22 protein-coding genes and 2 pseudogenes are annotated in these 26,608 nt (G+C 70.6%); 18 read left to right on the top strand and 6 right to left on the bottom strand.

Features of this window, described 5'->3' with window-relative positions; genetic code table 11:
• The first annotated feature begins 2 nt into the window (after window positions 1-2).
• On the top strand, window positions 3-1,010 hold the full coding sequence (locus ACFWP7_RS38625; protein ID WP_384391933.1) for a bile acid:sodium symporter family protein: 1,008 nt from the start codon (window positions 3-5) through the stop codon (window positions 1,008-1,010).
• On the opposite strand, the gene ACFWP7_RS38620 is transcribed toward ACFWP7_RS38625, so the two are convergent.
• The gene (locus ACFWP7_RS38620) at window positions 946-2,181 is read right to left on the bottom strand and encodes a DUF4185 domain-containing protein (protein WP_384391930.1); all 1,236 of its coding nucleotides are present in this window, start codon (window positions 2,179-2,181) and stop codon (window positions 946-948) included. The genes ACFWP7_RS38625 and ACFWP7_RS38620 overlap by 65 nt on opposite strands.
• Before the next feature lie 10 nt (window positions 2,182-2,191).
• Window positions 2,192-4,072, bottom strand: coding sequence for an exo-alpha-sialidase (locus tag ACFWP7_RS38615; RefSeq protein ID WP_384391928.1), 1,881 nt, complete (start codon window positions 4,070-4,072; stop codon window positions 2,192-2,194).
• 188 nt (window positions 4,073-4,260) lie between these two features.
• Between ACFWP7_RS38615 and ACFWP7_RS38610 the strand changes: the two genes are divergently transcribed.
• Window positions 4,261-4,695 carry a MarR family winged helix-turn-helix transcriptional regulator gene (locus tag ACFWP7_RS38610; RefSeq protein ID WP_384391925.1) on the top strand — a complete coding sequence of 145 codons (435 nt, stop codon included), beginning with the start codon at window positions 4,261-4,263 and terminating at the stop codon, window positions 4,693-4,695.
• A 19-nt stretch (window positions 4,696-4,714) separates the two neighbouring features.
• Complete coding sequence (locus tag ACFWP7_RS38605) at window positions 4,715-5,263, top strand: isochorismatase family protein (RefSeq protein WP_384391922.1); 549 nt, start codon at window positions 4,715-4,717, stop codon at window positions 5,261-5,263.
• Window positions 5,264-5,347: 84 nt separating this feature from the next.
• On the opposite strand, the gene fdhD is transcribed toward ACFWP7_RS38605, so the two are convergent.
• The 4 genes and pseudogenes from fdhD to ACFWP7_RS38585 all read right to left on the bottom strand — a co-directional run bounded on the left by fdhD (window position 5,348) and on the right by ACFWP7_RS38585 (window position 8,107).
• Complete coding sequence (fdhD, locus tag ACFWP7_RS38600) at window positions 5,348-6,196, bottom strand: formate dehydrogenase accessory sulfurtransferase FdhD (RefSeq protein WP_384391919.1); 849 nt, start codon at window positions 6,194-6,196, stop codon at window positions 5,348-5,350.
• A 5-nt stretch (window positions 6,197-6,201) separates the two neighbouring features.
• Window positions 6,202-6,339, bottom strand: coding sequence for a hypothetical protein (locus ACFWP7_RS38595; protein WP_384391916.1), 138 nt, complete (start codon window positions 6,337-6,339; stop codon window positions 6,202-6,204).
• Window positions 6,324-7,088: pseudogene (locus ACFWP7_RS38590) on the bottom strand (molybdopterin dinucleotide binding domain-containing protein); the annotation flags it as partial. The gene ACFWP7_RS38595 and the pseudogene ACFWP7_RS38590, both read right to left, overlap by 16 nt.
• A 47-nt stretch (window positions 7,089-7,135) precedes the next feature.
• Window positions 7,136-8,107 (bottom strand): 2-dehydropantoate 2-reductase, encoded by a 972-nt coding sequence (locus tag ACFWP7_RS38585; RefSeq protein WP_384391913.1) that lies wholly within the window; start codon window positions 8,105-8,107, stop codon window positions 7,136-7,138.
• A gap of 332 nt (window positions 8,108-8,439) precedes the next feature.
• Here ACFWP7_RS38585 and ACFWP7_RS38580 point away from each other — a divergent pair, with 332 nt between their 5' ends.
• From ACFWP7_RS38580 to ACFWP7_RS38510, 15 genes and pseudogenes are all read left to right on the top strand, one after another.
• On the top strand, window positions 8,440-9,762 hold the full coding sequence (locus tag ACFWP7_RS38580; protein WP_384391910.1) for an OFA family MFS transporter: 1,323 nt from the start codon (window positions 8,440-8,442) through the stop codon (window positions 9,760-9,762).
• Entirely contained in the window at window positions 9,740-9,889 is a 150-nt protein-coding gene (locus ACFWP7_RS38575) for a hypothetical protein (RefSeq protein ID WP_384391907.1), read from the top strand. The genes ACFWP7_RS38580 and ACFWP7_RS38575 overlap by 23 nt, the downstream gene beginning before the upstream one ends.
• Before the next feature lie 139 nt (window positions 9,890-10,028).
• Window positions 10,029-10,967, top strand: coding sequence for a beta-ketoacyl-ACP synthase III (locus tag ACFWP7_RS38570; RefSeq protein ID WP_384391904.1), 939 nt, complete (start codon window positions 10,029-10,031; stop codon window positions 10,965-10,967).
• Between the two features lie 135 nt (window positions 10,968-11,102).
• Window positions 11,103-11,777, top strand: coding sequence for a GntR family transcriptional regulator (locus ACFWP7_RS38565; protein WP_384391901.1), 675 nt, complete (start codon window positions 11,103-11,105; stop codon window positions 11,775-11,777).
• Window positions 11,778-12,010: 233 nt separating this feature from the next.
• Window positions 12,011-13,192 (top strand): ROK family protein, encoded by a 1,182-nt coding sequence (locus tag ACFWP7_RS38560; protein ID WP_384391948.1) that lies wholly within the window; start codon window positions 12,011-12,013, stop codon window positions 13,190-13,192.
• A 131-nt stretch (window positions 13,193-13,323) separates the two neighbouring features.
• Window positions 13,324-14,841, top strand: a complete 1,518-nt coding sequence (locus ACFWP7_RS38555; RefSeq protein ID WP_384391898.1) for a sugar ABC transporter ATP-binding protein — start codon at window positions 13,324-13,326, stop codon at window positions 14,839-14,841.
• Window positions 14,838-15,860, top strand: a complete 1,023-nt coding sequence (locus tag ACFWP7_RS38550; protein WP_384391895.1) for an ABC transporter permease — start codon at window positions 14,838-14,840, stop codon at window positions 15,858-15,860. The genes ACFWP7_RS38555 and ACFWP7_RS38550 overlap by 4 nt, the downstream gene beginning before the upstream one ends.
• A gap of 17 nt (window positions 15,861-15,877) precedes the next feature.
• Window positions 15,878-16,915: a substrate-binding domain-containing protein gene (locus ACFWP7_RS38545; protein WP_384391892.1), complete on the top strand. Its 1,038-nt coding sequence runs from the start codon at window positions 15,878-15,880 to the stop codon at window positions 16,913-16,915.
• Window positions 16,916-17,120: 205 nt separating this feature from the next.
• The gene (locus ACFWP7_RS38540; protein ID WP_384391889.1) at window positions 17,121-18,395 is read left to right on the top strand and encodes a Gfo/Idh/MocA family protein; all 1,275 of its coding nucleotides are present in this window, start codon (window positions 17,121-17,123) and stop codon (window positions 18,393-18,395) included.
• A gap of 2 nt (window positions 18,396-18,397) precedes the next feature.
• Window positions 18,398-19,402: a sugar phosphate isomerase/epimerase family protein gene (locus tag ACFWP7_RS38535; RefSeq protein ID WP_384391886.1), complete on the top strand. Its 1,005-nt coding sequence runs from the start codon at window positions 18,398-18,400 to the stop codon at window positions 19,400-19,402.
• Window positions 19,403-19,550: 148 nt separating this feature from the next.
• Window positions 19,551-22,064: a PQQ-dependent sugar dehydrogenase gene (locus ACFWP7_RS38530; RefSeq protein WP_384391883.1), complete on the top strand. Its 2,514-nt coding sequence runs from the start codon at window positions 19,551-19,553 to the stop codon at window positions 22,062-22,064.
• 15 nt (window positions 22,065-22,079) lie between these two features.
• Entirely contained in the window at window positions 22,080-23,459 is a 1,380-nt protein-coding gene (locus tag ACFWP7_RS38525; protein WP_384391880.1) for a ThuA domain-containing protein, read from the top strand.
• 151 nt (window positions 23,460-23,610) lie between these two features.
• Window positions 23,611-24,774 (top strand): inositol-3-phosphate synthase, encoded by a 1,164-nt coding sequence (locus ACFWP7_RS38520; RefSeq protein WP_384391877.1) that lies wholly within the window; start codon window positions 23,611-23,613, stop codon window positions 24,772-24,774.
• Window positions 24,775-25,031: 257 nt separating this feature from the next.
• Complete coding sequence (locus tag ACFWP7_RS38515; RefSeq protein ID WP_384391874.1) at window positions 25,032-26,366, top strand: SCO3242 family prenyltransferase; 1,335 nt, start codon at window positions 25,032-25,034, stop codon at window positions 26,364-26,366.
• Window positions 26,363-26,608, top strand: a pseudogene (locus ACFWP7_RS38510) (hypothetical protein); the annotation flags it as partial. The gene ACFWP7_RS38515 and the pseudogene ACFWP7_RS38510, both read left to right, overlap by 4 nt.

Below are 26,608 nucleotides of genomic sequence, written 5' to 3'. Positions count from 1 at the left end.
GGATGCCCATTGACCCGTACATCCTGATGCTGCTCGGAACAGTGGGCCTCGCCGCGCTGCTCCCCGCGCGGGGTACGGGCGCCGACGTCGCCTCGGGCGCGTCGACGGCCGCCATCGCCTTCCTCTTCTTCCTCTACGGAGCGCGCCTCTCCACCCGTGAGGCGATCGACGGACTGCGCCACTGGCGGCTGCACACCGTCGTTCTCGTCTGCACCTTCGTGGCGTTCCCGCTGCTCGGTCTCGCCGCCCGCAGCCTCGAACCGGTGTTCCTGACCGACCCGCTCTACCAGGGCCTGCTCTTCCTCACGCTCGTCCCCTCGACCGTCCAGTCATCGATCGCCTTCACCTCGATGGCACGCGGCAACGTGCCCGCCGCGATCTGCGCGGGCTCCTTCTCCTCGCTGGCCGGCATCGTGGTCACGCCGCTGCTCGCGGCCTCGCTGCTCGGCGGCAGCGGCGGCTTCTCCGCCGACTCGATCGTCGAGATCGTGTTCCAGCTGCTCGTGCCGTTCGTGGCCGGACAGGTGCTGCGGCGCTGGATCGGCAGCTTCATCGCGCGGCACAAGAAGTTCCTCGGATACGTCGACCGCGGCTCGATCCTCCTGGTCGTCTATGCGGCGTTCAGCGAGGGCATGGTGCACGGCATCTGGCACCAGGTCAGCGCATTGCGGCTGGCCGGGCTCCTGGTGGTCGAGGCCGTGCTGCTCGCCGTGATGCTCACGGTCACCTGGTACGGCGCGAAGGCGCTGGGTTTCAACCGGGAGGACCGGATCACCATCCAGTTCGCCGGGTCCAAGAAGTCCCTCGCCTCCGGACTCCCCATGGCCGGCGTGCTGTTCGGCGCGCAGGCCTCGCTCGCCGTGCTGCCGCTGATGCTCTTCCACCAGATGCAGTTGATGGTGTGCGCGATGATCGCCAAGCGGCGCTCGCGCGATCCCGAGGTGGTCAGGGAGCGGACTCCAGTCGCAGCGTCACGAATCGTGGCCGGTACAGCGACACGTTCCGGCTGAGGTTCGCCTGCGCCGAAGCCCCCGTCACGTCGAGCCAGTTGACGTCGTAGCTCAGCACGAGACGGTCCTCGTCACTCAACTCCACGTGCACCTGCGGGTTGTACGCCGCCACCTCGCCCTGGGGGAGCTGTGGACTGAAGCTCCGAGTGGGCCCGTGCCAGGGGCCCGTCGGCGAGCACGCCCAGTAGGACGTCACCGTGGTCAGGCCCGCGGCGCCCGCGGCCATCGTGAACAGCACATACGTCCCGTCGTCACGCACCACGCTGAACGCACTGCCCACACCGGTGCGCTGCCCGTCCCCGAGGACCGGCCGCGGAGCCGCCCGCACCGCCCAGCGCTCACCGTCCCAGTACTCCCAGGCCCCCGGCTCGGCGAGCCCGCCGCGCGGCACGCGTGCCACGTACGCCTTCGAGGCGGGCCGGGAGGCGGCCTGTCCGTCGTCGCCGCCGAAGACGTACGTCCACTCGCCCGCGTCGACCGTCGTGGTGCCGAACAGCACGCGCCGCGAGGGATCCGCGACGGAACTCTGGTCCAGGACCGTCGTGATGCCTTCGAGCCGCAGATCCGGCAGGGAGAGCGTGGCGACCTCGGTGGCCGTGGGCACCCCGTAGATCCACGGGGCCTGGCCCGCCGTACGGGTCCACAGCAGGACGCGGACCACCTGCTCGGAGGAGCCGGGAGAGCGCGGCTCGACGTGGGCCGCGACCGGCCAGCGCCACTGCTGCGGCGCCGGGTCGGGGAAGACGGGCGCGGGGAGCGTGGTCTCCAGGCGTCCGGACTCCGACATCACCACGGCCGAGTTGCGCACCAGCGGAGTCGCGGCGTCGCGCCAGGCGAAGGACTCGCCCACCGGGTTCGGCGGCGCGTACACCTGGCCCAGATAAGTGTCCGAGAACAGCCACAGCAGCCGCCCGTCCGGCAGCCGCACCGAGTGCGTGCCGTCGCCGCCGGTCCAGTCGTCGATGCGCGAGGCGTCGTCCCCGTACCGGGCGAACTCGTCCGTGAGCCGCTCCTCGGCGGTCCAGGACGTGAGCGTACGAGCCGTGCACGCGTCGCCGCCCTCCCGGTCGTCGTCCGGGAGGGCGGTCAGCAGTACGGCGGCGCAGACCAGGGCGAGCAGGATGCCGAGCCCGGTCGCGTTCTGGCGTCGTGCTCCTGCGTCGTCCGGCACGCACCGGACGTTAGCGGCCGCCGCTCACGTGGTCCATGGGCAGCCACAGCACGGTGTCCTGCGTCACAGGGAGGAAGTTGTCCGTGCGCATGTCGATCAGCTCGTCGTCGGTCAACGCCCGCGCGTCGACCCGGACTTCGTCGATCGCGCCCGTGAAGTGCGCCCGGCCGTCCATCCGTTGGCCGACGTGCACCCCGAACGGCGAGTTCCGGCTGACCGATCCGGGCAGGTCCGCCGTGCTGAGCTCCGTACCGTCGATGAACAGCGTCAGTTGCGCTGCGCCGCGGCGCAGGGCCAGATGGTGCCACTGTCCGTCGTTGTACGCGCCCATGGTGCGCACGGACGTCGTGGTCGGGGGTGCCGCGCCGTCCCGGGTGGTGATCAGCCCGGTGATGCGGCCGGACTCGGGCTCGCCGCGCAGCCACACCTGCGGCTGCGAGTTGCCGGACCCGCCCATCCACAGCAGTGGCTGTTCACCGGTGGTCGCCGTGTAGCGGAACCACAGGGAGGCGGTGAAGGCCTTGCTGCCGAGCGGGAGTTGGTCCCGGTACGGAAGTCGTACGGCGTCGTCGGCGCCGTCGAACTGGAGCGCGCCGCCGAACACGCCCGGCGTCTCCTGGGCGCCCCCGAGGACCGCGGCCGGCTCGGCGCCCGGTGCCAGGTCGGCCGTTGTCGGATCCGCACCGCGGCTCGGGGTCAGCCAGTCCTCGGTGAAGCGGGCGAAGCGGATCTCGTCGCGTGCGTCGACCGCGCCGCCCTCGTACAGCAGGCCCACGGTTCCGGAGCCGATCGCCACCATGTCCGAGTAGCCGGACCAGTCCGTCGTGACGACCGTGCCGCGGTCCACGCTCTCCCAGGTGGCCCCGTTGTCGTACGAGGAGCGGATCATCATCGTCCGGCGGCGGTCCGGGTCGCCGGGGCAGGCGAGCAGCAGCCGCTCGCCCAGGCGCAGCAGGGAGCCCTGGACCTGGGGTGCGTAGAGATCCGGGATGTCCTTGAAGGGCGCCGCGAAGGTGCTGCCGCCGTCGCTGCTGACGGCCTGGGTGCGGTGTCCGAGGTCGGCGCCGTCCTGCTCGCGCCCGTTGACCAGGACGGACCCGTCCGCGCGTTCCGTGAGCGCGATCTCTGACGGCTTCTGGCGGAAGGTCCCGTCGTCGGCGATGGGCCACGAGTCCGTCGCGCCGATGGCCCAGTGGTCGCCGCCGTCGTCACTGGTGATCAGCGCGGCGTGGTTGGTGGTGGGCCGGTTTCCCTCCCACGTCTCGGTGTTGACGCCGAAGACGAGGCGTCCCACGTGTGCGCCGGTGGTCAGCTGGATGCCGTGCACGGGACCGGTGGCGTACCAGGAGTTCCAGTGCGCCGGCAGGAGCTCGTCGCTCAGGTCGCGCGGCTGCGACCAGGTGAGGCCGTCGTCGTCGCTGTGCTGCATGTGCGGGGTGCGCTCGCAGGGGACGGCGCAGTTCGCGCTGTCCGCCCGGCCCGGGTTGTAGGTCTCGGCCAGCAGGATGCGGCCGGTCTCGCGGTCCACGACGGGCGCCGGGTTGCCGTGGGTGTCGCCGTCGCCGTCGTTGACGACCTGGAGGGGGCCCCAGGTGCGTCCGTCGTCGGTGGACCGCTTGACCACGATGTCGATGTCGGCCGCGTCTCCGCAGTTGAGGACCCGCCCCTCGGCGAACGCCAGCAGTGTGCCCTTCGCCGTCCTTACGACGGCGGGGATCCGGAAGCAGGCGTAGCCGGGATCCTGCGGGGCCTTGAAGAGTACCTGCTGCTCGAACTCGCCTGCCGCCGCGGCCGGTTGGGCTCCGGCCGGGACCGGCAGCGCGAGCAGCGAGGCGGTGGTGAGCACGACGGTGACGGTCGATCTGAGACGAGCGCGGAGACTCGACGGCATGGTGCGGCCCTGCCCTTCATACGTCCGGACATCTGGTGACGAGGTGTCAGGGCAGGGGTATCGCTGTGCCGTTATTGCTCCGCGGTGCGGTCACGCAGCGTCCTCCTGAGGGCATTGATTCGTTGGGAGCCCCAACGATATCCAGAGAATCATTGGGATGTCCAATGATTATTGGATAGGATGTTTGTGTGTCTGCGTCTCTGTCCGCCATTCGTGCGCTCCCCAGCTGGCTCCTCGGCCGGGCGGCCGCCCATGGCCGCGCGCTCGTCGCCGAGGCGCTGGCCGCCGAGGGCATGAAGATGTGGCACCACGTGGCGCTCTCCGCGGTCTCGGACCTCGGGCCCGTCGCCCAGGCGGAGCTGGGGCGCCGTATCCGGCTCGACCCCAAGGACCTGGTCGGCGTCCTCAATGACCTGCAGTCCGCCGGCCTGGTCGTCCGGGAACCGGACCTCACGGACCGCCGCAGGAACGCGGTGTCGATCACCGAGGAGGGTCGCCGCCTCCTGAAGCGCTGTGAGAAGGCCGCGCGCGAGGCGAACGACGAGCTGCTCGCCTCGCTCTCGGCGGCCGAACGGGAGCAGTTCATGGGCTTGTTGATCCGGATTTCCGCTACGGACGGCTGACCCGGGCTAACGTTCCGTCATGAACGCACCCGAAGCCGAACCCCGACTCGCTCTCGACCCCGCACACACGGCCCTCGTGCTCGTCGATCTGATGGACCGTATCGTCGGGCTGCCCCTGGAACCTCGCAAGGGGACCGAAGTCGCCGCCGTGGCCAAGGAGTTGGCGTCGGCGTTCCGCACGGTGGGGGCGCTGGTCGTGCTCGTCCGGGTGGAGCGGCCCGGGATTCCCCGGCAGCCGCCCGGCAGTGAACTGGTCGCCGGGCTTGCGGCGGAGGGTGACGTGGAGATCGTGAAGCGGACGATCGGCGCCTTCCAGGGCACCGGGCTGGACGAGCGCCTGTGTGAACGCGCCGTCACCACCGTGGTGTTCGGCGGCGTCGCCACCAACCTGGGCGTCGAGTCCACCGCCCGCGCGGCCGGCGACCTCGGCTACGAACTCGTCTTCGTCGAGGATGCGATGGCCGCCCTCACCGCTCCCGAGCACGAGGCGGCGGTCGGCCTGAACTTCCCGCGCCTGGGCACGGTGGTGACCTCGTCGGAGGTGCGGTTCACCCAGGGGCAGGAGTGAAGGCGGAGCTGAGGCGGGGCCTCTCCGGCGCAGGGGGCGCTCCCCGCCGGTCGAGACCCCGCCGCCGTGACGCGGGCGAGCCGGTCAGCCCTGTGCGGCCGCGGCCTGTAGGGCGATGCGGTGCTCGCCCGCGTACACGTTCATGGAGGCGCCGCGCAGGAACCCGACCAGCGTCAGGCCCGTCTCCGCGGCCAGGTCGACCGCGAGGGACGACGGGGCCGAGACCGCCGCGAGCACCGGAATGCCCGCCATCACCGCCTTCTGCGCCAGTTCGAAGGAGGCCCGCCCCGAGACCAGCAGAACGGTCCGGGACAGCGGCAGCGTGCCGTTCTGCAGGGCGCGGCCGACCAGCTTGTCGACCGCGTTGTGCCGCCCCACGTCCTCCCGTACGTCGACGAGCTCGCCCTCCTCGGTGAAGAGCGCCGCCGCGTGCAGACCCCCGGTCCGGTCGAAGACCTGCTGCGCCGCCCGCAACCGGTCGGGGAGGAGGGCGAGGAGTTCGGGCTCCAGCCGCACCGGGGGAGTGTCGTTGATCGTCCAGCGGGCCGTCGTACGGACCGCGTCCAGGCTCGCCTTGCCGCACAGACCGCAGGAGGACGTCGTGTACACATTGCGTTCGAGCGTGATGTCGGGCATCACCAGGCCCGGCGCCGTCCGCACGTCGACGATGTTGTACGTGTTGGAGCCGTCCACCGTGGCACCGGCGCAGTACACGATGTTGGTGAGCTCGTCCGCCCGGCCCAGCACCCCCTCGCTGACGAGGAAGCCCGCCGCCAGCGCGAAGTCGTCACCGGGGGTGCGCATCGTGATGGCGAGGGGTTTGCCGTTGAGCCGGATCTCCAGGGGTTCCTCGGCGACGAGTGTGTCCGGCCGGGTGGAGACCACCCCGTCGCGGATACGGAGCACCTTGCGTCGTTCCGTCACTCGTCCCATGTTGATCAGCCCCGGTTCTGTACGTACTGGTGGCCTGAGCGGCCCTTGCCGTGGAGGTTGCCGTGAGTCGCCGGACGGTCGTACGGCTGGGTGACCTTCACCCAGCCATTGTCCTGCACCCGCGCGATCAGGGGGCGGCGCACGCCACCCCCTCGTCCGCCGGCCGCCCGGTCACGGCCGGCAGCCGCTCGATCCGGATCGCCGACGCCGTGAATTCCGCCGTGCCGGCGATGGGACTGTTCGCCCCGGTCGCCAGCAGGCCGGTGTCCACCTCGTCGGGTACGTGCGTGGCCGCCATGAAGGCCAGTCCGGGCCGCAGCTCGATGTCGACCCATACCGGTGCCACCACCGAGCCCTGCCGCGAGGAGACCCGGACCTGCTCGCCGACGACCACGCCGTAGCGCTCGGCGTCCTCCGGGCACAGTTCGACGTACCCGCTCCGGTGCCGTGGCGGCGCGCCACCGCCGCCGCGCCCGGCGCTGCCGAGCCGGCGACCGGTGGTGAGCCGGATCGGGTACCGCTCGTCCGTCAGGTCGACGGGCGGGTCGTGCCGGACGAGCTCGAAGGCCGTCCGGCGACCGACGACCACGCCCGAGTGCCCCGTCAGCAGCGAGAGGTTGGCCAGCGCCCGTGCGTGCTCCGAGCCGTCGTGCTGCTCGGTGCCGCCGGGCGCCCGGTCCTGCCGGGCGTACGACTGCGCCAACTGCCGTACGGCGGAGACCGGTACGCCCGTCACCTTCGCGGCCAGCGAGGCGGTCCACGGTTCGACCAACTGTCTGTACTCCTCGAAACCGCTCGTCGCGCGCTCGATGAAGGCCCGGTCGGCGAGGTCCGCGTGGATGATCTCGCGGCCGACCGCGTGGGCCAGCGCGATATCGCTGCCGACGTCCAGGACCGGTGGACGTGCGGCCCTGGTGTGGAGCTGCGGGTCGGGTCTCCTCATGCGGCGGTCCGCAGCGCGAGCAGATCCGAGATGGCGTGGACGGTGCGGAGTGTCGGCACCGGGACCTCGGTGATCTCCGCCAGCTCCACGACGGCCGCCAGCAGCACGTCGAGTTCGAGCGGTTTGCCGCGCTCCAGGTCCTGGAGCGTGGAGGTGCGGTGGTCGCCGACGCGCTCCGCACCGGCCAGCCGCCGCTCGATGGAGATGCCCACCTTGCAGCCGAGGGCCTCGGCGACCGCGAGTGTCTCGGCCATCATGATCTCGATGACCCTGCGTGTGCCGCCGTGCAGGCACATCTGCCGCATCGTCGCCCGGGACAGCGCGCTGATCGGGTTGAAGGAGATGTTGCCGAGCAGCTTGAGCCAGATGTCGTTGCGCAGGTCCTGCTCGACCGGGCACTTGAGCCCGCCCTCCCGCATGGCCTCACTGAACGCCCGACAGCGCTCCGAGGTCGACCGGTCGGGCTCGCCGATGGAGAACCGGGTGCCTTCGAGGTGGCGGACAACTCCCGGCCCTTCCAGCTCTGTTGCGGCATATACCACGCATCCGATGGCCCGTTCGGGCGCGAGCACCGCACTGACCGCGCCGTCGGGGTCCACACTCTCGACACGGTGGCCGTCGTGTGGCCCGCCGTGCTGGTGGAAGTACCACCAGGGGATGCCGTTCTGAGCGGCGATAACCGCTGTCTTGTCGTGCAGCAGTGGCTCGATCAGCGGCCCGCACGCCGCATACGAGTTGGCTTTGAGACCCAGGAAGACGTAGTCGACCGGACCGATGTCGGCCGGGTCGTCGGTGGCGTGGGCACGCGCGGTGAAGTCACCGCGGGGGCTGAGCACGCGGACTCCGTGCTGCCTCATGGCCGCGAGATGCGGTCCACGGGCGACGAGGTGCACATCGGCGCCTGCGCGGTGCAGCGCGGCGCCGACGTAGGCGCCGATCGCACCGGCGCCCAGAACTGCGACTTTCACTGTGTGGCGCTCCGTTCGGTCGAGGGTACCGAGGAACTGCCGAACTCTGTCGACGAAATATTGTCTACAGGATGGAATGATGGGCGGCAAGGGCTGGGACGGCACGTGGGGGGCCGACAACGCTGCCTTTGCACGGCTTTTGCGTGGCTCCTCGGCCGTGTGGGGCCGGAGTTCGCGCGTACCCGGACCGATGGCGCGATCACGGTGGCGTGAACCGTTCGGCGGCCCCGGTCGCCGTTCGTCGCGTCAGGGTTACCGCTCATCGCATACCGTCGACGAGTTTCTGTCGCCCGGCTTCCCCAACGAGCAACCGCTTCCTATCGTTTGGGATCATGAGCCCCCCTGTCGCACCCCCCGGCTGGAGCCGCTGGCTCGTCCCGCCGGCGGCCCTGTCCGTTCACCTTTCCATCGGCCAGGCCTACGCCTGGAGCGTCTTCAAGCCGCCGCTCGAATCCGCGCTCGGCCTCAGTGGTACCCAGAGCGCGCTGCCCTTCCAGCTCGGCATCGTCATGCTGGGCCTGTCCGCCGCGTTCGGCGGCACGCTCGTGGAGCGCAACGGGCCGCGCTGGGCGATGACCGTCGCCCTGGTCTGCTTCTCCTCCGGCTTCCTGATCGCCGCGCTCGGCGCCGCCACCGAGCAGTACTGGCTGATCGTGTTCGGCTATGGATTCGTCGGTGGTATCGGCCTCGGCATCGGCTACATCTCGCCCGTCTCGACCCTGATCAAGTGGTTCCCGGACAGGCCCGGCATGGCCACCGGCATCGCGATCATGGGCTTCGGCGGCGGTGCCCTGATCGCCTCGCCGTGGTCCGCGCAGATGCTGGAGTCCTTCGGCTCCGACTCCTCCGGAATCGCGCTCGCCTTCCTGGTGCACGGGCTGACGTACGCCGTCTTCATGTCGCTGGGCGTGCTGCTGGTCCGCGTGCCGCGCTCCGAGAAGCCCGTCGCGGCCGGCCCCAGCTCTCTCGACGGAGTGCAGGTCTCGGCCCGGAGCGCCGTACGCACCCCGCAGTTCTGGTGCCTGTGGGTGATCCTCTGCATGAACGTGACCGCGGGCATCGGCATCCTGGAGAAGGCCGCCCCGATGATCACGGACTTCTTCGCGGACACCTCCACACCGGTGTCCGTCTCGGCCGCCGCCGGATTCGTCGCGCTGCTCTCCGCGGCCAACATGGCGGGCCGGATCGGCTGGTCCTCGACCTCCGACCTGATCGGACGCAAGAACATCTACCGCGTCTATCTCGGCGTGGGCGCGCTGATGTACGGGACCATCGCCTGGTTCGGCGACTCGTCCAAGCCGCTCTTCATCCTCTGCGCGCTGGTGATCCTCTCCTTCTACGGCGGCGGCTTCGCGACCATCCCCGCCTATCTGAAGGACCTCTTCGGCACCTACCAGGTCGGCGCGATCCACGGCCGGCTGCTCACCGCCTGGTCCACGGCGGGTGTGCTCGGTCCGCTGATCGTGAACTGGATCGCCGACCGGCAGGAGGAGGCGGGCAAGTCCGGCTCCTCGCTCTACGGCCTGTCGTTCCTGATCATGATCGGCCTGCTCGCCGTCGGCTTTGTGGCCAACGAACTCGTACGACCCGTCCATGTCCGGCACCACATTCCCGCACCCGGGGAGGCCACCGATGTCCAGCACCAGTCCGCCTGACGCGACCAGCGACAGCCCGCCAGACCGGCGTGCACTGATCACCTTTGCTTGGCTCTGGGTGGGTGCGCCGCTCGTCTACGGGGTGTACGAACTCGTACAGAAGGCGACTCAGCTGTTCACGGGATGACCGTTCGGGCGGACCGGAGGGCTGACAGAAGCCGACAACGCCGGCGCCGCAATCCTGTGGCATCACTTGCCGTCGTACCCATGGGTCACTGATCAGACTGGAGGATCCCGCTACCCAAGGCAACGAGGGGGACCCACCCATGAACGGCTCACGGATCGCCGCCGTCGGTCACTACCAGCCCGCCAAGGTACTCACCAATGAGGACCTGGCGGAACTGGTCGACACCAGCGACGAGTGGATCAGAAGCCGGGTGGGCATCCGCACACGGCACATCGCCGGGCCCGACGAGCCCGTCGACGAGCTGGCCGCGCACGCCGCCGCCAAGGCGCTCGCCGCAGCGGGCCTCACGCCGAGCGACATCGACCTGGTCCTGGTCGCCACCTCCACGGCCGTCGACCGCTCCCCGAACATGGCCGCCCGCGTCGCCAACCGGCTCGGCATCCCCTCGCCGGCCGCGATGGACATCAACGTCGTCTGCGCGGGCTTCACCCACGCGCTGGCCACCGCGGACCACGCCGTACGCGCGGGCGCCGCGACCCGGGCACTGGTCATCGGCGCCGACAAGATGTCCGACGTGGCGGACTGGAGCGACCGTACGACCTGTGTGCTCGTCGGCGACGGGGCGGGGGCCGCCGTGGTCGAGGCGTCCGACGAACCGGGGATCGGCCCGGTGCTGTGGGGCTCGGTACCCGAGATGGGCAACGCGGTGCGCATCGAGGGGACGCCCTCGCGCTTCGCACAAGAAGGGCAGAGCGTCTACCGCTGGGCGACGACCCAGCTCCCGGCCATCGCCCGCAAGGCCTGCGAACGCGCGGGACTCGCCCCCGAGGACCTCGCCGGGCTCGTCCTGCACCAGGCGAACCTGCGCATCATCGAGCCGCTGGCCGAGAAGATCGGCGCGGTCAACGCCGTCGTCGCACGTGATGTCGTCGAATCGGGGAACACGTCGGCGGCGAGTATTCCGCTTGCCTTCTCCAAGCTCGTGGAGCGCGGGGAGTTCTCCAAGGGGGACCCCGTCCTGCTGTTCGGCTTCGGTGGGAACCTGTCGTACGCCGGACAGGTCGTCCGTTGCCCGTGAACAGCTCCGTCATCATGGTGTGACTGGCCCAACTCCTGTGCCTGCTGGCCTTTGTGCGCCGTAGACTGTAGGCGAAAGACAATTCATAATTGCCTTTCGCAATGCAGCGACAACGCTGCCCAGGAGGGGACCGTGATGTTGTCGACAGGACTGCCGCAGGGAGCGGTGCCCAAGCTCGAACGGCCCGGCCCGTTGCGCGACCGTGTCTACGAAGCGCTGCTCGAACTCATCACCACCCGCGCCCTGGCGCCGGGCCAGCACCTCGTCGAGAGCGAACTCGCCGGCCACCTCGGGGTGTCCCGGCAGCCCGTGCGCGAGGCACTGCAGCGGCTCAGCACCGAGGGATGGGTCGATCTGCGGCCCGCCCAGGGTGCGTTCGTGCACGAGCCGACGGAGGAGGAGGCGGACCAGCTCCTGACGGTCCGTACGCTCCTGGAGGCCGAGGCCGCCCGGCTCGCCGCCGCCAACGCCGGTGCCGAGGCCATCACCATCCTCGAAGCGCTGTGCGCGGAGGGTGAGCGTGCGGTCGCCGCCGACGACGTGGACACCGCGGTCGCGACGAACGCCCGGCTCCACGCGACGGTCATGGAACTCGCGGGCAACACCGTCCTCGCCGAGCTGGCCGCACAGGTCGACCGGCGCGTCCGCTGGTACTACACGCCGATCGCCCGGCAGCGCGGCCGTCAGTCCTGGATCGAGCACCGTGAGCTGATAGCGGCGATAGCGGACCGTGACGAGCAGCGCGCCACGGCGGTCATGCGCACCCACACGGAGCACACCCGGAAGATGTACCACGAGCGGGAGAAGTAGCCCGGCCGAGATCCGGACACGGGAAGAGCGGGTCACAGCCCTGGCTGTGACCCGTTTTACGTGCCCGCGGACTCTCCTTTGTCCTGTCTGTGGGGAAAGTGGAGGGCAATCTCTGCGCGACTTCTTCCCACCTCAGGCAGCCGCTGCTACGTTCCACTCGAAAGCAGGCCCGGTGAAGTGACCGGAACCGGTGGACGCAAGCCAATTGAGGCGGGGAGGGGCTCGTGAGACGTATGACGGCACGACCCGCCAACGCACACCAGGCGCGGCTGCTGCGGCTGTTGCGTGACGGCGGCCCCAACTCCCGTGCCCAGCTGGGTGATCAGGTCGACCTCTCGCGGTCGAAGCTGGCCGTCGAGGTGGACCGGCTCCTGGAGACCGGGCTCGTGGTCGCCGACGGACTCGCCGCCTCCCGAGGCGGCCGTCGCTCCCACAACATCCGGCTCGCACCGGCGCTGCGCTTCCTCGGCGTCGACATCGGCGCGACCTCGATCGACGTGGCCGTCACCAACGCCGAGCTGGAAGTCCTCGGGCATATCAACCAGCCCATGGACGTACGCGAGGGCCCGGTCGCGGTCTTCGAGCAAGTCCTCGCCATGGCGGCCAAGTTGAGGGCCTCGGGGTTGGCGGAGGGGTTCGACGGCGCCGGAATCGGCGTACCGGGACCCGTCCGGTTCCCCGAGGGCATCCCCGTCGCCCCGCCGATCATGCCCGGCTGGGACGGCTTCCCGGTCCGGGAGGCGCTCAGCCAGGATCTCGGCTGCCCGGTCATGGTCGACAACGACGTGAACCTGATGGCCATGGGGGAGCAGCACGCGGGCGTCGCACGCTCCGTGGGCGACTTCCTCTGCGTCAAGATCGGTACCGGTATCGGCTGCGGCATCGTCGTCGGCGGCGAGGTCTACCGCGGTACGACAGGCAGCGCGGGCGACATCGGACACATCCAGGCCGTGCCCGACGGCCGCCCGTGCGCCTGCGGCAACCGGGGCTGCCTGGAAGCCCACTTCAGCGGCGCCGCGCTCGCCCGCGATGCCACGGACGCCGCCCAGCAGGGACTTTCGACGGACCTCGCGACCCGTCTTGAGGCGAACGGCAGCCTGAGCGCGATCGATGTCGCCGCCGCGGCCGCCGCGGGTGACGCCACCGCGCTCGACCTGATCCGCGAGGGCGGCAACCGTACCGGCCAGGTCATCGCCGGCCTTGTCAGCTTCTTCAATCCGGGCCTGGTGGTGATCGGCGGTGGGGTGACGGGTCTCGGCCACACCCTGCTCGCCGCGATCCGTACCCAGGTCTACCGCCAGTCGCTGCCCCTGGCGACCGGCAATCTCCCCATCGTGCTGGGCGAGTTGGGCCCCACCGCCGGAGTCATCGGCGGGGCCCGGCTCATCAGCGACCACCTGTTCTCACCCGCGTAAGGCCGCGGCCCGTTCGACCGCGAGTCACCTCACCCGTACAGCGCCCTGCTCTGCTCTGCCCGAAACCCGCCGCCTGCTCCGCACGCGCACCGCCCTGCAACCGGCCCGCACGCCTGCCAAGGGGAACCGTCATGGCACCAGAACCACCGCTGCTCACCATGTCCGGCATCACCAAGTCGTTCCCCGGAGTCCGGGCCCTCGACGGCGTCGACCTCGACGTCCAGGCCGGCGAGGTGCACTGTCTGCTCGGCCAGAACGGCGCCGGAAAATCCACGCTGATCAAGGTCCTGGCCGGCGCCCACCAGCCCGACGACGGCACCATCAGCTGGCGCGGCGACCACGTGACCCTCCGGTCGCCGATCGCCGCCATGCGCCTCGGCATCGCCACCATCTACCAGGAACTCGACCTGGTGGAGGGCCTGTCGGTGGCCGAGAACGTGCACCTCGGACATGAACCCACGGCCGCCGGTTTCGTCGTACGGGGAAAGGCGGCGAAGGAGTCGACCGCCGCTCTCCTCAAGCGACTTGGGCATTCCGAGATCGATCCGGCACGGCTCGTGGGTGAACTGTCGGCCGCCCAGCAGCAGATCGTCTCCATGGCGCGGGCGCTCTCCCACGACGTACGGCTCATCGTCATGGACGAGCCGTCCGCGGCCCTCGACCCCGACGAGGTCGACAACCTCTTCCGCATCGTCGGAGACCTCACCGCGGACGGTGTCGCCGTCGTCTACATCTCGCACCGCCTGGAGGAGATCCGCCGCATCGGCGACCGCGTGACCGTGCTGAAGGACGGGCGTGCGGTGGCAGGCGGGCTGCCCGCGAAGTCCACGCCGACGCGCGAGGTGGTGGCGCTGATGACGGGGCGCAATGTCGAGTACGTCTTCCCGGACCGGCCCACGACCCGGCCTTCAGGGGAACCTCTGCTCCGAGTCCAAGGCCTCGCCCGTGCGGGGGAGTTCGAACCGCTCGACCTCGACCTGCGCCCCGGCGAGATCGTCGGACTGGCCGGGCTCGTGGGCTCAGGACGCTCCGAGATCCTGGAGACGATCTACGGGGCGCGCAAGGCGACGCAAGGTCACGTCATCGTCGACGGGCGGGTGTTGCGACCCGGCAGTGTGCGCGCCGCCGTACGCGCCGGGCTAGGGCTCGCGCCCGAGGAACGCAAGGCGCAGGCACTGCTGATGCTGGAGTCCGTCACCCGCAATGTGTCGGTGTCGTCCATGTCCCGCTTCTCACGCGGCGGTTGGATCGACCGCGGCGCCGAACGCGGCGCGGCACGGGCGGCGACCCGCGAGCTGTCCCTGCGCCCCGACAACCCGTCCGTGCCGATCCGGACGCTGTCCGGCGGCAACCAGCAGAAGGCGGTCCTCGCGCGCTGGCTGCTACGCGGTTGCCGGGTGCTGCTGCTCGACGAGCCGACCCGAGGCGTTGACGTCGGTGCCCGCGCCGAGCTCTACGCCGTCATCCGGCGGCTGGCCGACGAGGGCCTCGCCGTTCTGCTGGTCTCCAGCGAAGTACCCGAAGTGCTCGGCCTCGCCGACCGGGTGCTCGTCCTGCGCGAGGGGCGGGTCGTCCACACGGCCCCGGCCCGGGAGCTCGACGAACACCGCGTCCTCGACCTCGTCATGGAAGGAACGTCAACGTCATGACGCAGCCAGCGTCACCTCCCAGGCCCGGTGACACCCGCAAGGTCTCGCCGGTGGACCGGACAAGCCCGTGGCGGACGGTCGCGGCCCGAGCCGACGTCCGTACGCTCTCCCTCCTCGGGGTACTTGCCGCCCTGATCCTCATCGGCGGCATCACCAAACCCGACGAGTTCCTCGACACCCGAAACCTCCAACTCGTCCTCACCCAGGCCTCGGTGATCGGTGTCGTCACCGTCGGCATGACCTTCGTCATCACCTCCGGCGGCATCGACCTGTCGGTCGGCGCGATCGTCGCCCTCTCCTCGGTGTGGGCGACGACGGTCGCCACCCAGGACTTCGGCTTCGCGGGCGTCCTCTTCACGGCCGTCCTCGTCGGCGTCGGCTGCGGTCTGGTCAACGGACTCCTCATCGCCTACGGGGCGATGGTGCCGTTCATCGCGACGCTGGCCATGCTCGCCTCGGCCCGCGGGCTGGCACTCCAGATCACCGACGGCAAGACGCAGATCGTCTCCATCGACGGCATCCTGAAGCTCGGCGAGCGGGACTCGTACGTGCTCGGCATACCGCCGCTCGTCATGGTCTTCGCGGTCGTCACGATCATCGGCTGGCTGCTGCTCAACCGCACCACCTTCGGCCGGCGCACGGTCGCGGTCGGCGGCAACGCGGAGGCGGCCCGGCTCGCGGGCATCGACGTACGACGGCAGCGGCTGTACCTGTATCTGCTCTCCGGACTGTGCTGCGGCATCGCCGCGTTCCTGCTGATCATCCTGTCCGGCTCGGGCCAGAACACCAACGGAAACCTCTACGAACTCGACGCCATCGCGGCCGCGATCATCGGCGGCACCCTGCTCAGCGGGGGCCGCGGCACCATCGTCGGCTCGGTGCTGGGCGTCCTGATCTTCACCACGATCACCAACATCTTCGCGCTCAACAACCTGCAGAGCGACGTCCAGCAGATCGCCAAGGGCGCGATCATCGTGGCCGCCGTGCTCGTCCAGCGCCGTACCGCAAGCACGACTTGAGGGAAGGGTCCACCGCCATGCCAGAGCTCACGAGCCGCAGGGGACTGCTCTTCGGGACCGCCGCCGTCGGGGCCGGTGTCCTGCTCGCCGGGTGCACCAGCAACGATTCCAACGACGACACCGCGGCGAACGACCAGCCGGCCGCCTCCGACACCCCCGGCAAGGAGGTGACGATCGGCTTCGCCGGGCCGCAGGCCGACCACGGCTGGCTCAACGCGATCAACGACAACGCCAAGAGCCGCGCCGGGAAGTACTCGGACGTGACGCTGGAGATCACCGAGGGCTCCAACGACACCGCGGCGCAGATCGGCCAGATCCAGACCCTGATCAACAAGAAGGTCGACGTCCTGGTCGTGCTGCCCGCAGACGGGAAGGCACTCACCCAGGTCGGCCTCCAGGCCATGCAGGCGGGGATCCCGGTCGTCAACCTCGACCGGATCTTCAACTCACCGCAGGCGTACCGCTGTTGGATAGGCGGCGACAACTACGGCATGGGCCTCAACGCCGGTCGCTACATCGGCGAGAAGCTCAAGGACAAGCAGGGCGCCAAGGTCATCGAACTCGCCGGGCTCGACAACCTGGAGCTGACCCAGCAGCGCACCCAGGGCTTCGACGCGGCCCTGAAGAACTACCCGAACATCAAGAAGGTCGCCCGGCAGGCCGCCGAGTTCACCGTCGAGTCGGGGCAGGCGAAGATGTCCCAACTCCTCCAGGCCCAGTCGGACTTCGACGCGCTGTGGAACCACGACGACGACCAGGGAGTCGGCGCCCTGCGCGCCATCGAGCAGGCCGGCCGGGACGACTTCCTGATGGTCGGCGGCGCCGGTGCGCTCTCCGCCATGCAGGCCATCGAGGCGGACGACGGCGTCCTCAAGGCCACCGTCCTCTACCCGCCGACCATGGCCGCCTCCGCCATCGACCTCGCCCGCGCGCTCGGCCAGAGCAAGGGCATCGGTGGCCTCTCCGAGCTCGAGATCCCCGCCTCGCTGACCCTCTACTCGGCCGTCGTCGACAAGGAGAACGTCGGCCAGTACATGGCCACCGGCTTCAAGTGAGGCGGCCGGCAGGCAGGGGCCCGGGCCACGGATCAGGCCGTCGAGGCCCGGCCCAGGGACTAGGCCCCAGGGGACCGGCCGGCGGATCATCCCGGAGGTGCGGGGTCTGGGCCTGCGAGGCGCCGTCTAGACCCTCCGGCCTGATCTGCCGACCGTCGGACAGCCCTACCCCCCACCGTGTCACGACCACGAGGAGGACATCCGCATGGGACAGCCGCACCAGGGCGACGAGGCCGAGGCAACCGCCGGGGCGCCGGTGGACGCCGAAGCCGCGAAGCCGCCATTGGGCGTGGGCATGGTCGGATACGCCTTCATGGGCGCCGCCCACTCACAGGGCTGGCGCACCGTGGGCCATGCCTTCGACCTGCCGCGCCGACCGGTCCTCGCCGCCGTCTGCGGCCGTGACGGCGAAGCCGTCCGGGCCATGGCGGACCGGCAGGGCTGGGCGGCGGCCGAGACCGACTGGCGTGCCCTGATCGCCCGGGACGACGTCGACCTCGTCGACATCTGCAGCCCCGGCGACACCCACGCCGAGATCGCCATCGCCGCCCTGGAGGCCGGCAAGCACGTGCTGTGCGAGAAGCCTCTCGCGAACACGGTCGCCGAGGCGGAGGCGATGACGGAGGCCGCCGAAGCGGCCGAGCGGCGCGGGCAGTTGGCCATGGTCGGCTTCAACTACCGCCGGTTGCCCGCGACGACGTTCGCCCGCTCGATCGTCGCCGAGGGGCGGCTGGGCGCCCTGCGGCACGTGCGGGCGGCGTACCTTCAGGACTGGCTGGTGGACCCGGAGTTCCCGCTCACCTGGCGACTGCGCAAGGAGGTCGCGGGCTCCGGCGCGCTCGGGGATCTGGGCGCGCACATCATCGACCTCGCGCAGTATCTGGCGGGGGAGCCGGTCGTCGGGGTCTCCGCGCTCACCGAGACGTTCGTACAGGAGCGGCCGCTGCCCGGTGGGACGACGAGCGGCCTGTCGGCGGCCTCAGAAGCCGACGGCGGCCTCGGCACGGTCACCGTGGACGACGCCGCCCTCTTCACCGGCCGCTTCGCCTCCGGCGCCCTCGCCTCCTTCGAGGCCACCCGGTTCGCGACCGGCCGCAAGAACGCGCTGCGCATCGAACTCAACGGCGAGCGCGGCTCGTTGGCCTTCGACCTGGAACGCCTCAACGAACTCTCCTACCACGACCACACCGAACCCGGCACACACGCGGGCTTCCGCCGCATCCTCGTCACCGAACCCGACCACCCCTACCTGGACGCCTGGTGGCCGCCGGGCCACGGCCTCGGCTACGAGCACAGCTTCGTGCACCAGGCCCGCGATCTGGTGCAGGCCATCGCGGCCGGACAGCGTCCCGTGCCGTCCTTCGCCGACGGGCTGCAGGTGCAGCGCGTGCTGGCGGCGGTGGAGGAGAGCGCCGAGAAGAACTCCGTCTACACACCGATAGCCGTCCATACGCCCATAGCGGTTCGAGGAGGCCTTTAACCATGCCGCGTACCTTCACACTCTTCACCGGCCAGTGGGCCGACCTGCCCCTCGAAGAAGTCTGCCGTCTCGCCCGCGACTTCGGCTACGACGGACTCGAACTCGCCTGCTGGGGCGACCACTTCGAGGTCGACAAGGCGCTCGCCGACCCGTCCTACATCGAGTCCCGGCACGCGCTCCTGGACAAGTACGGCCTCAAGTGCTGGGCGATCTCCAACCACCTGGTCGGCCAGGCCGTCTGCGACGCCATCATCGACGAACGCCACAAGGGCATCCTGCCCGCGCGCATCTGGGGCGACGGCGAGGGCGAGGGCGTACGGCAGCGGGCCGCCGCCGAGATCGCCGACACCGCCCGTGCGGCGGCCGCCTTCGGCGTCGACACCGTCATCGGCTTCACCGGCTCCGCCATCTGGCACCTGGTCGCGATGTTCCCGCCCGCGCCCGAGTCGATGATCGAGCGCGGATACGAGGACTTCGCCGAACGCTGGAACCCGATCCTGGACGTCTTCGACGCGCAGGGCGTGCGGTTCGCGCACGAGGTCCACCCGAGCGAGATCGCGTACGACTACTGGACAACTCACAAGGCACTGGAGGCGGTTGGCCACCGTCCCGCCTTCGGCCTCAACTTCGATCCCTCGCACTTCGTGTGGCAGGACCTCGACCCGGTCGGTTTCCTCTACGACTTCCGCGACCGGATCTACCACGTCGACTGCAAGGAGGCCCGCAAGCGGCTCGACGGCCGCAACGGCCGCCTCGGCTCGCACCTGCCCTGGGGCGACCCGCGGCGTGGCTGGGACTTCGTCTCCGCAGGCCACGGCGACGTCCCCTGGGAGGACGTGTTCCGCATGCTGCGCTCCATCGACTACAGGGGTCCCATCTCCGTGGAGTGGGAGGACGCCGGGATGGACCGGCTCCAGGGCGCACCGGAGGCCCTGACCCGCCTCAAGGCCTACGACTTCGAGCCGCCGTCGGCTTCGTTCGACGCGGCGTTCGGCGGCAACGACTAGGCCGCACAGCCCAGTTCACGTCGCGCGGTCTTCACGTCGCGCGGTTCACATCGCACATCTCTCAAGGTTCCGGGGTGACGGCGCACCCCGGCGTATCGCCGCACCGCGGCACCCGCCCGTACGACCAGCCCCTTCATGGAGGCATTTCGTGCACCCGTACGCCAGTAAGGCCAGTAGCAGGAAGAACAGAAGGCACACCAGACGTCCGAGACTTCGTGGCGCACTCGCCCTGCTGAGCGGCGCGATCCTGGCGGCCGCGTCTCTCACCCTCACCTCGCCCTCGGCCGGCGCAGCCGTCGCCGGACCCACCCAAGTCACCGCCGCCGCCGAGGACTTCCAGCAGGTCACCCTCGCCAAGGGGGAGCCCGAGGTCGGCGAGCCCATGTCGCTGGCGGTGCTCCCGGACCGCTCGGTCCTGCACACCTCGCGCGACGGCGAACTGCGCCTCACCGACAGCGCGGGCAACACGAAACTCGCGGGCAAGATCGACGTGTACTCGCACGACGAGGAGGGCCTGCAGGGCGTCGGCCTCGACCCCGGGTTCGCGCAGAACCGATTCATCTACCTCTACTACGCGCCCCCGCTGAACACCCCGGCGGGCGACGCCCCCGAGACCGGCACGGCCGCCGACTTCGCACCCTTCGACGGCGTGAACCGCCTCTCGCGGTTCGTCCTGAACGCCGACGGCACCCTGAACAACGCGAGTGAGACGAAGATCCTCGACGTCCAGGCCTCCCGCGGCATCTGCTGCCACGTCGGCGGCGACATCGACTTCGACGCGGCCGGCAACCTCTACCTGTCGACCGGCGACGACTCCAACCCCTTCCAGTCGCAGGGCTTCACGCCCATCGACGAGCGCGCCGACCGCAACCCGGCCTTCGACGCCCAGCGTTCCGCCGGCAACACCAACGATCTGCGCGGCAAGATCCTGCGCATCAAGGTCAACGCCGACGGCTCGTACGCCATCCCGGACGGAAACCTCTTCGCCCCCGGCACCGACAAGACGCGCCCCGAGATCTACGCGATGGGCTTCCGCAACCCGTTCCGCTTCAGCGTCGACAAGGCGACGGGCATCCTGTACGTCGGCGAGTACGGTCCGGACGCCGGTGCCGCCGACCCGACGCGCGGCCCCGCAGGACAGGTCGAGTTCGCCCGCGTGACCGCCCCCGGAAACTTCGGCTGGCCGTACTGCACCGGCGACAACGACGCCTACGTGGACTACGACTTCGCCACCGGCACCTCGGGCGCGGCCTTCGACTGCGCCGCCCCCAAGAACACCTCGCCCCACAACACCGGTCTCACCGACCTGCCCCCGGCCCAGGCCGCCTGGATCCCCTACGACGGCGCGTCCGTCCCGGAGTTCGGCAGCGGCTCGGAGTCCCCGATGGGCGGCCCTGTCTACCACTACGACGCCTCGCTCGACTCGCCGGTGAAGTTCCCGGAGGCCTACGACGGCGACTTCTTCGCGGGCGAGTTCGGCCGCCGCTGGATCAAGCGGATCGAATCGGACGCGAGCGGCGCCGTGCAGTCCATCAACGACATCCCCTGGACAGGCACCCAGGTGATGGACATGGCGTTCGGACCTGACGGAGCGCTGTACGTCCTCGACTACGGCACCGCCTGGTTCGGCGGCGACGAGCACTCGGGCCTCTACCGGATCGAGAACGCCACCGACGGGCACTCCCCGGTCGCGCAGGCCACCGCCGACCGCACCTCGGGACAGGCGAAGCTGAAGGTGAACTTCTCCTCGGCCGGTTCGACCGACGCGGACGGCGACGCCCTCACGTACAGCTGGGACTTCGGCGACGGCGGCACCTCGACCGCGGCGAACCCGACGTACAAATACAAGACCAACGGCACCTACACGGCGACTCTGACCGCCAAGGACCCGAGCGGCCGGACGGGAAGTTCGAGCGTGCAGATCGTGGTCGGCAACACCGCGCCCACGGTGACACTCCAACTGCCGCAGGACGGACAGCTGTTCAACTTCGGCGACACCGTTCCGTTCAAGGTGAAGGTCACCGACCCGGAGGACGGCAGGGCGATCGACTGCGCCAAGGTGAAGGTCAACTTCATCCTCGGCCACGACAGTCACGGCCATGTGCTGACCTCGGCCAATGGTTGCACCGGCACCATCGTGACCGGCGCGGGCGACGGCCACGACGACGACGCCAACATCTTCGGGGTCTTCGACGCCGAGTACACCGACGCCGGTGGCGGCGGCCAGGCTCCGCTGACCAGCCACGACCAGCACGTCGTCCAGCCCAAGCACCGCCAGGCCGAGCACTTCGGCACGTCCTCGGGAGTGACCGTCTACTCGAAGTCCACCGCCCACGGCGGCGAGGTCGTCGGGGACGTCGACAACGGCGACTGGATCTCGTTCACGCCGTACGTGCTGAGCAACGCCCAGAAGATCACGGCGCGGGTCGCGTCGGCGGGCGCGGGCGGCACCCTTGAAGTCCGCGCGGGCTCTCCGACCGGCCGGCTGCTGGGCAAGGCCACCGTGCCGGTGACCGGCGGCTGGGACACCTTCCAGGACGTCAGCGCCGACCTGTCCCGCGCACCACGCGGCACGACCTCGCTCTACCTCGTCTTCAAGGGGAGCAGCGGAAACGGCGCGCTGTACGACGTGGACGACTTCACCTTCACGACGAGCGGCTGAAGGAGTGTTGCTGTGATGCGCGCACCAGCGCGAGTGATGACGTCCGCCGCGGCGGCTGCCGTGCTCATCGGCTGCGTGTCGGGACCGGCCGCGTCGAAGGGAGCGGATGAGACACGGGTCCTGGTCTTCTCCAAGACCGCCGGCTTCCGGCACGACTCGATACCCGAAGGGATAGCGGCCGTAAGGGAGTTGGGCGCGACTGACGGCTTCACCGTCGACGCGACCGAGGACGCCGGAGCCTTCACCTCCCGCAACCTCGCCCACTACGACGCCGTCGTCTTCCTCTCCACCACGGGCGACGTCCTCGACGACGCCCAACAGGGCGCCTTCGAGCGGTACATCAAGCGGGGCGGCGGCTATGTGGGTGTCCACGCTGCCGCCGACACCGAGTACGACTGGGCCTTCTACGGCGGTCTCGCCGGGGCGTACTTCCAGTCGCACCCGGCGATCCAGCCCGCGACGGTCGACGTCGAGGACCGGGCACACCCGGCGACCTCGGGACTGGCGCGAGCGTGGAACCGTACCGACGAGTGGTACAACTACCGATCCAACCCGCGGGAAAACGCCCACGTCCTGGCCTCGCTCGACGAGTCCTCGTACACCGGCGGCACGATGAGCGGCGACCATCCGATCGCCTGGTGCCAGGAGTACCAGGGCGGCCGCGCCTTCTACACCGGGGCCGGCCACACCAAGGAGTCGTACGCCGAACCCGCCTTCCGTCAGCACCTGTTGGGCGGAATCCGGTACGCCGTCGGCGACGCCCAAGCCGACTGCCGCCCGGAGAACGGCTACCGGCCGCTCTTCGACGGCACGGCCGAGTCGCTGTCGGCCTGGCGGCAGGCGGGGCCGGGCTCGTTCTCGCTGAGCGAGGACGGCACGCTGACATCGAGCGGCGGGCTGGGGATGCTCTGGTACGCGGGTGCTCCTTCCGCGGGTTCCGGTCCCGGCTTCGGTGCCGACGTCGGTCCCGGCTTCGGTTCCTACTCGCTGAAGCTGGACTGGAAGGTGTCCGGCGACGACAACTCCGGTGTCTTCGTGGGCTTTCCGGCCTCCGACGACCCGTGGTCGGCCGTGAACAACGGCTATGAGGTCCAGATCGACGCCACGGACGTGCCCGAGAAGACCACGGGATCCGTGTACGGCTTCCAGTCCGCCGAGCTCAGGAAGCGCGACCGCGCGCTGAACCCGCCCGGCGAGTGGAACACGTACGAGATCCGCGTGGAGGGCGAACGGCTCCGCGTCTGGCTCAACGGCGTGCGGATCAACGACTTCACCAACGCCGATCCGGCCCGGAGCCTGCGCGACGGGTACGTCGGGATCCAGAACCACGGATCCGACGACGAGGTGTCCTTCCGCGACATCCGGATCAAGGAACTGCCCGTGAAGGGCAACTGAGCGGCGGCGGGCGGGATACGCCGTACTCCCGCCCGCCGTCTCGACCCTTCTCCACTCCTGCTTCTGCTCCTGCTTCTGCTCCCGCTTCTGCTTCTGCTTCTGTGCTCCTTCTCCTGTTCTCCGTGGTTGACGTACGACAAGGAGGCTGCCCATGTCCGGGTCCCTTTCCGAACCCAGGGTCCTTTCGGAACCCCGGGTGGGGGTGTGGCTGATCGGAGCACGCGGCTCCGTCGCCACCACCGTCGTCGCGGGCTGCGCGGCCGTCACCGCGGGCCTGCACGCCCCAACGGGCATGGTCACCGAAACCGACCTGTTCGCCGCCTGCGACCTGTCCTCGTTGTCCTCTCTCGTCTTCGGCGGTCACGACACGGTCGACTGCCCGCTGCCCAAGCGTGCGGAGGCGCTGGCCGCCGGGGGCGTCCTGCCGTACGGCCTCCCGTCGGCGGTGCGGGCCGAACTGGCCGCCGCCGACCGGGAGATCCGCCCCGGCGGGCCCGGCCCCGGTGACACCCGGGAACCCGCCGAGCTCATCGAGGCCTTCGCCGCGGACATACGGGATTTCGTACGGCGATGTGGCCTGGCCCGGGCGGTCGTGGTGAACGTGGCCTCCACGGAGCCCGCGCCCACCGGTGACGCACTGCCGCCGAGTTCCCTGTATGCGGCCGCTGCCCTGCGCGCCGGCTGCCCCTACGTGAACTTCACCCCCTCCACGGGCCTGCACCACCCGGCGCTGGCGTCCCGGGCCGAGGTCGGCGGCCTGCCCTACGCGGGTCGCGACGGAAAGACCGGCCAGACCCTGCTCCGCTCCGTGCTGGGCCCGATGTTCGCCCAGCGTGCCCTGGCAGTGCGGGCCTGGTCCGGCACGAACCTCCTCGGTGGGGGCGACGGCGCCTCCCTCGCCGACCCGGCCGCCGCCGCGGCCAAGAACGCCGGCAAGGAGCGGGTGCTGGCCGACACGCTGGGCGCCGCCCCGCAGGGCGAGGTCCACATCGACGACGTACCCGCCCTCGGCGACTGGAAGACCGCCTGGGACCACATCGCCTTCGACGGCTTCCTCGGCACCCGCATGATCCTCCAGACCACCTGGCAGGGCTGCGACTCCGCCCTCGCCGCCCCACTGATCCTCGACCTCGCCCGCATCGTCTCCCGCGCCCACGACATCGGCCTCTCCGGCCCGTTGAGCGAGCTGGCCTTCTACTTCAAGGACCCGGTGGGGGTGGCGCCCGCGGGGCTGGGGGAGCAGTACGCGGCGCTGGCCCGCCTGGCGGGACGGCTGGCGGGGCCGCTTGGCGAATCCTCGGGGGAGGCGCTGTGAGGGGGCGGGTGGTGCGGTGGCTGGGGTTGTGGGGGGCGGGTGAGGTGCGCGGGGCGGGTGAGTCGTCCACGTCCGGTGCGCGGCTCGGGTCTGGAGAGGTACGCGGGACGCATGGGTCGCCCGGGTCGGGTGCACCGCTCGGGCCGGGTGGTTCGGCTTTGGGGTTGGCGTCGGGTGGTGTGGCGTCGGTGTTCGCGTTCGTGGCGGGCGGGCCGTTGAGGTTCGGTGCTTCGGGTGCTTCCGATGCCTCGGGTGCCTTGGGTAGATCGGGCGCGCCGCGAAGGCGCCGGACGGCGGGTGCCGGAACGTCGGCGCGAGCCGGTGCCGATGCCGGTGCGAGTGCCGGTGCCGACGCCGGTCGCGACGTCAGTGCCGAGGCCAGGGATGGTGCCGGGGCCGGGGCCAGTGGCGACACCGGTGCCGACGCCAGCGGCGACGTCAGTGCCGGTGCCGGCACCAGTGCCAGGGCCGGCGCCCGAGCCTGGGCCGAACTGCTGCGCCTGCCCGCCCTCTTCACCGTCCCCGGAGACGCGCTCACGGGCGCCGCCGCGGTGGGGGCCCGCCCCAACTCCCGCACTCTGCTCGCCATCGGTTCCTCCCTCTGTCTGTACGAGGCCGGCATGGCCCTCAACGACTGGGCCGACCGGGCCGAGGACGCCGTGGACCGTCCGCACCGCCCGCTGCCCTCCGGCCGCATCCACCCGGCCGCGGCGCTCGCGGCGGCCGGAGCGCTGACTGCGGCGGGTCTCGCCCTGGCAGCCCGAGCGGGTGGCCGCTCGCTCGCGGTCGCCGTACCCCTCGCGGCCACCATCTGGGCGTACGACCTCGCGCTCAAACAGACCCCTGCGGGCCCGGCGGCCATGGCCACCGCCCGAGGCCTGGACGTACTCCTCGGCGCGACCACCACCGGCGCCACGACCCAGACCGCGGCTTCTCTCCTCGGCCCGAACGCCCCTCGCCGTACAGCCGTCCGCCAGGCCCTCCCCTCCGCCCTCACCCTGGCCACCCACACCCTCGCGGTGACAGTGGTGTCCCGAGAGGAGACGCAAGGTGGTTCGTCGGCTGCGCCGCTGGCCGCGCTGGCCACAACAAGCGCGCTGGCCTGGGTGCTACTGAGCGACCGGGGAGTCGCAGGACAGCCGGGACGCCGCCCCATGGCCGTAAGACCGCAGGACGCTGCGGGCACCCCGACAGCCGTGCCCCCAGGGCGTGTTGACGCGTCGGAGCCAACATTTGGCCGGCCACCCGTCGAGGCCCCGGTCCTGAAGCACGGCCGAGTTCCCCTCCGCACTCCCAGGCTCACCCCCAACCGAGCAGCACCCGGCTCCGGCCCATCCCGGCACCCTGCAGAAGCCGCCCTCCGCGGAGCCCTCACCCTCGTCTACGCCGTGACCTCCGCCCGCCCCCTCTTCCACGCCGCGCTCAACCCCTCACCTCCGCTCACCCAGCGAGCCGTCGGCGGCGGAATCCGCGCCATGATCCCCCTCCAGGCCGCCCTGGCCGCCCGCGCGGGCGCACCAGTCACCGCCCTCCTGACGGCCGCACTCGCCCCAGCGGCCCGCAAGTTCGCAAGGAAGGTGAGCGTCACATGACCCCAAACCCCCACCGGACCGGGCATCAGGACCCCCACCCGACCTCGCCCCCGGGTCCCGCCCCCCACCCGACCTCGCCCCCGGGTCCCGGCCCGTACGCGACCTCGCTGCCGGGTCCCGGCCCGTCCGCGACCTCGCTCCCGGGTCCCGGCCCGTACGCGACCTCGCCGCCGGGTCCCGGCCCGTACGCGACCTCGCTCCCGGGTCCCGGCCCGTACGCGACCTCGCCGCCGGGTCCCGGC

Source organism: Streptomyces sp. NPDC058470, assembly GCF_042721055.1.
In the GTDB taxonomy this organism is placed as follows: domain Bacteria; phylum Actinomycetota; class Actinomycetes; order Streptomycetales; family Streptomycetaceae; genus Streptomyces.
Note: the sequence above shows the minus strand (reverse complement) of the source record. Positions and strands in the feature narration are given on the sequence as shown.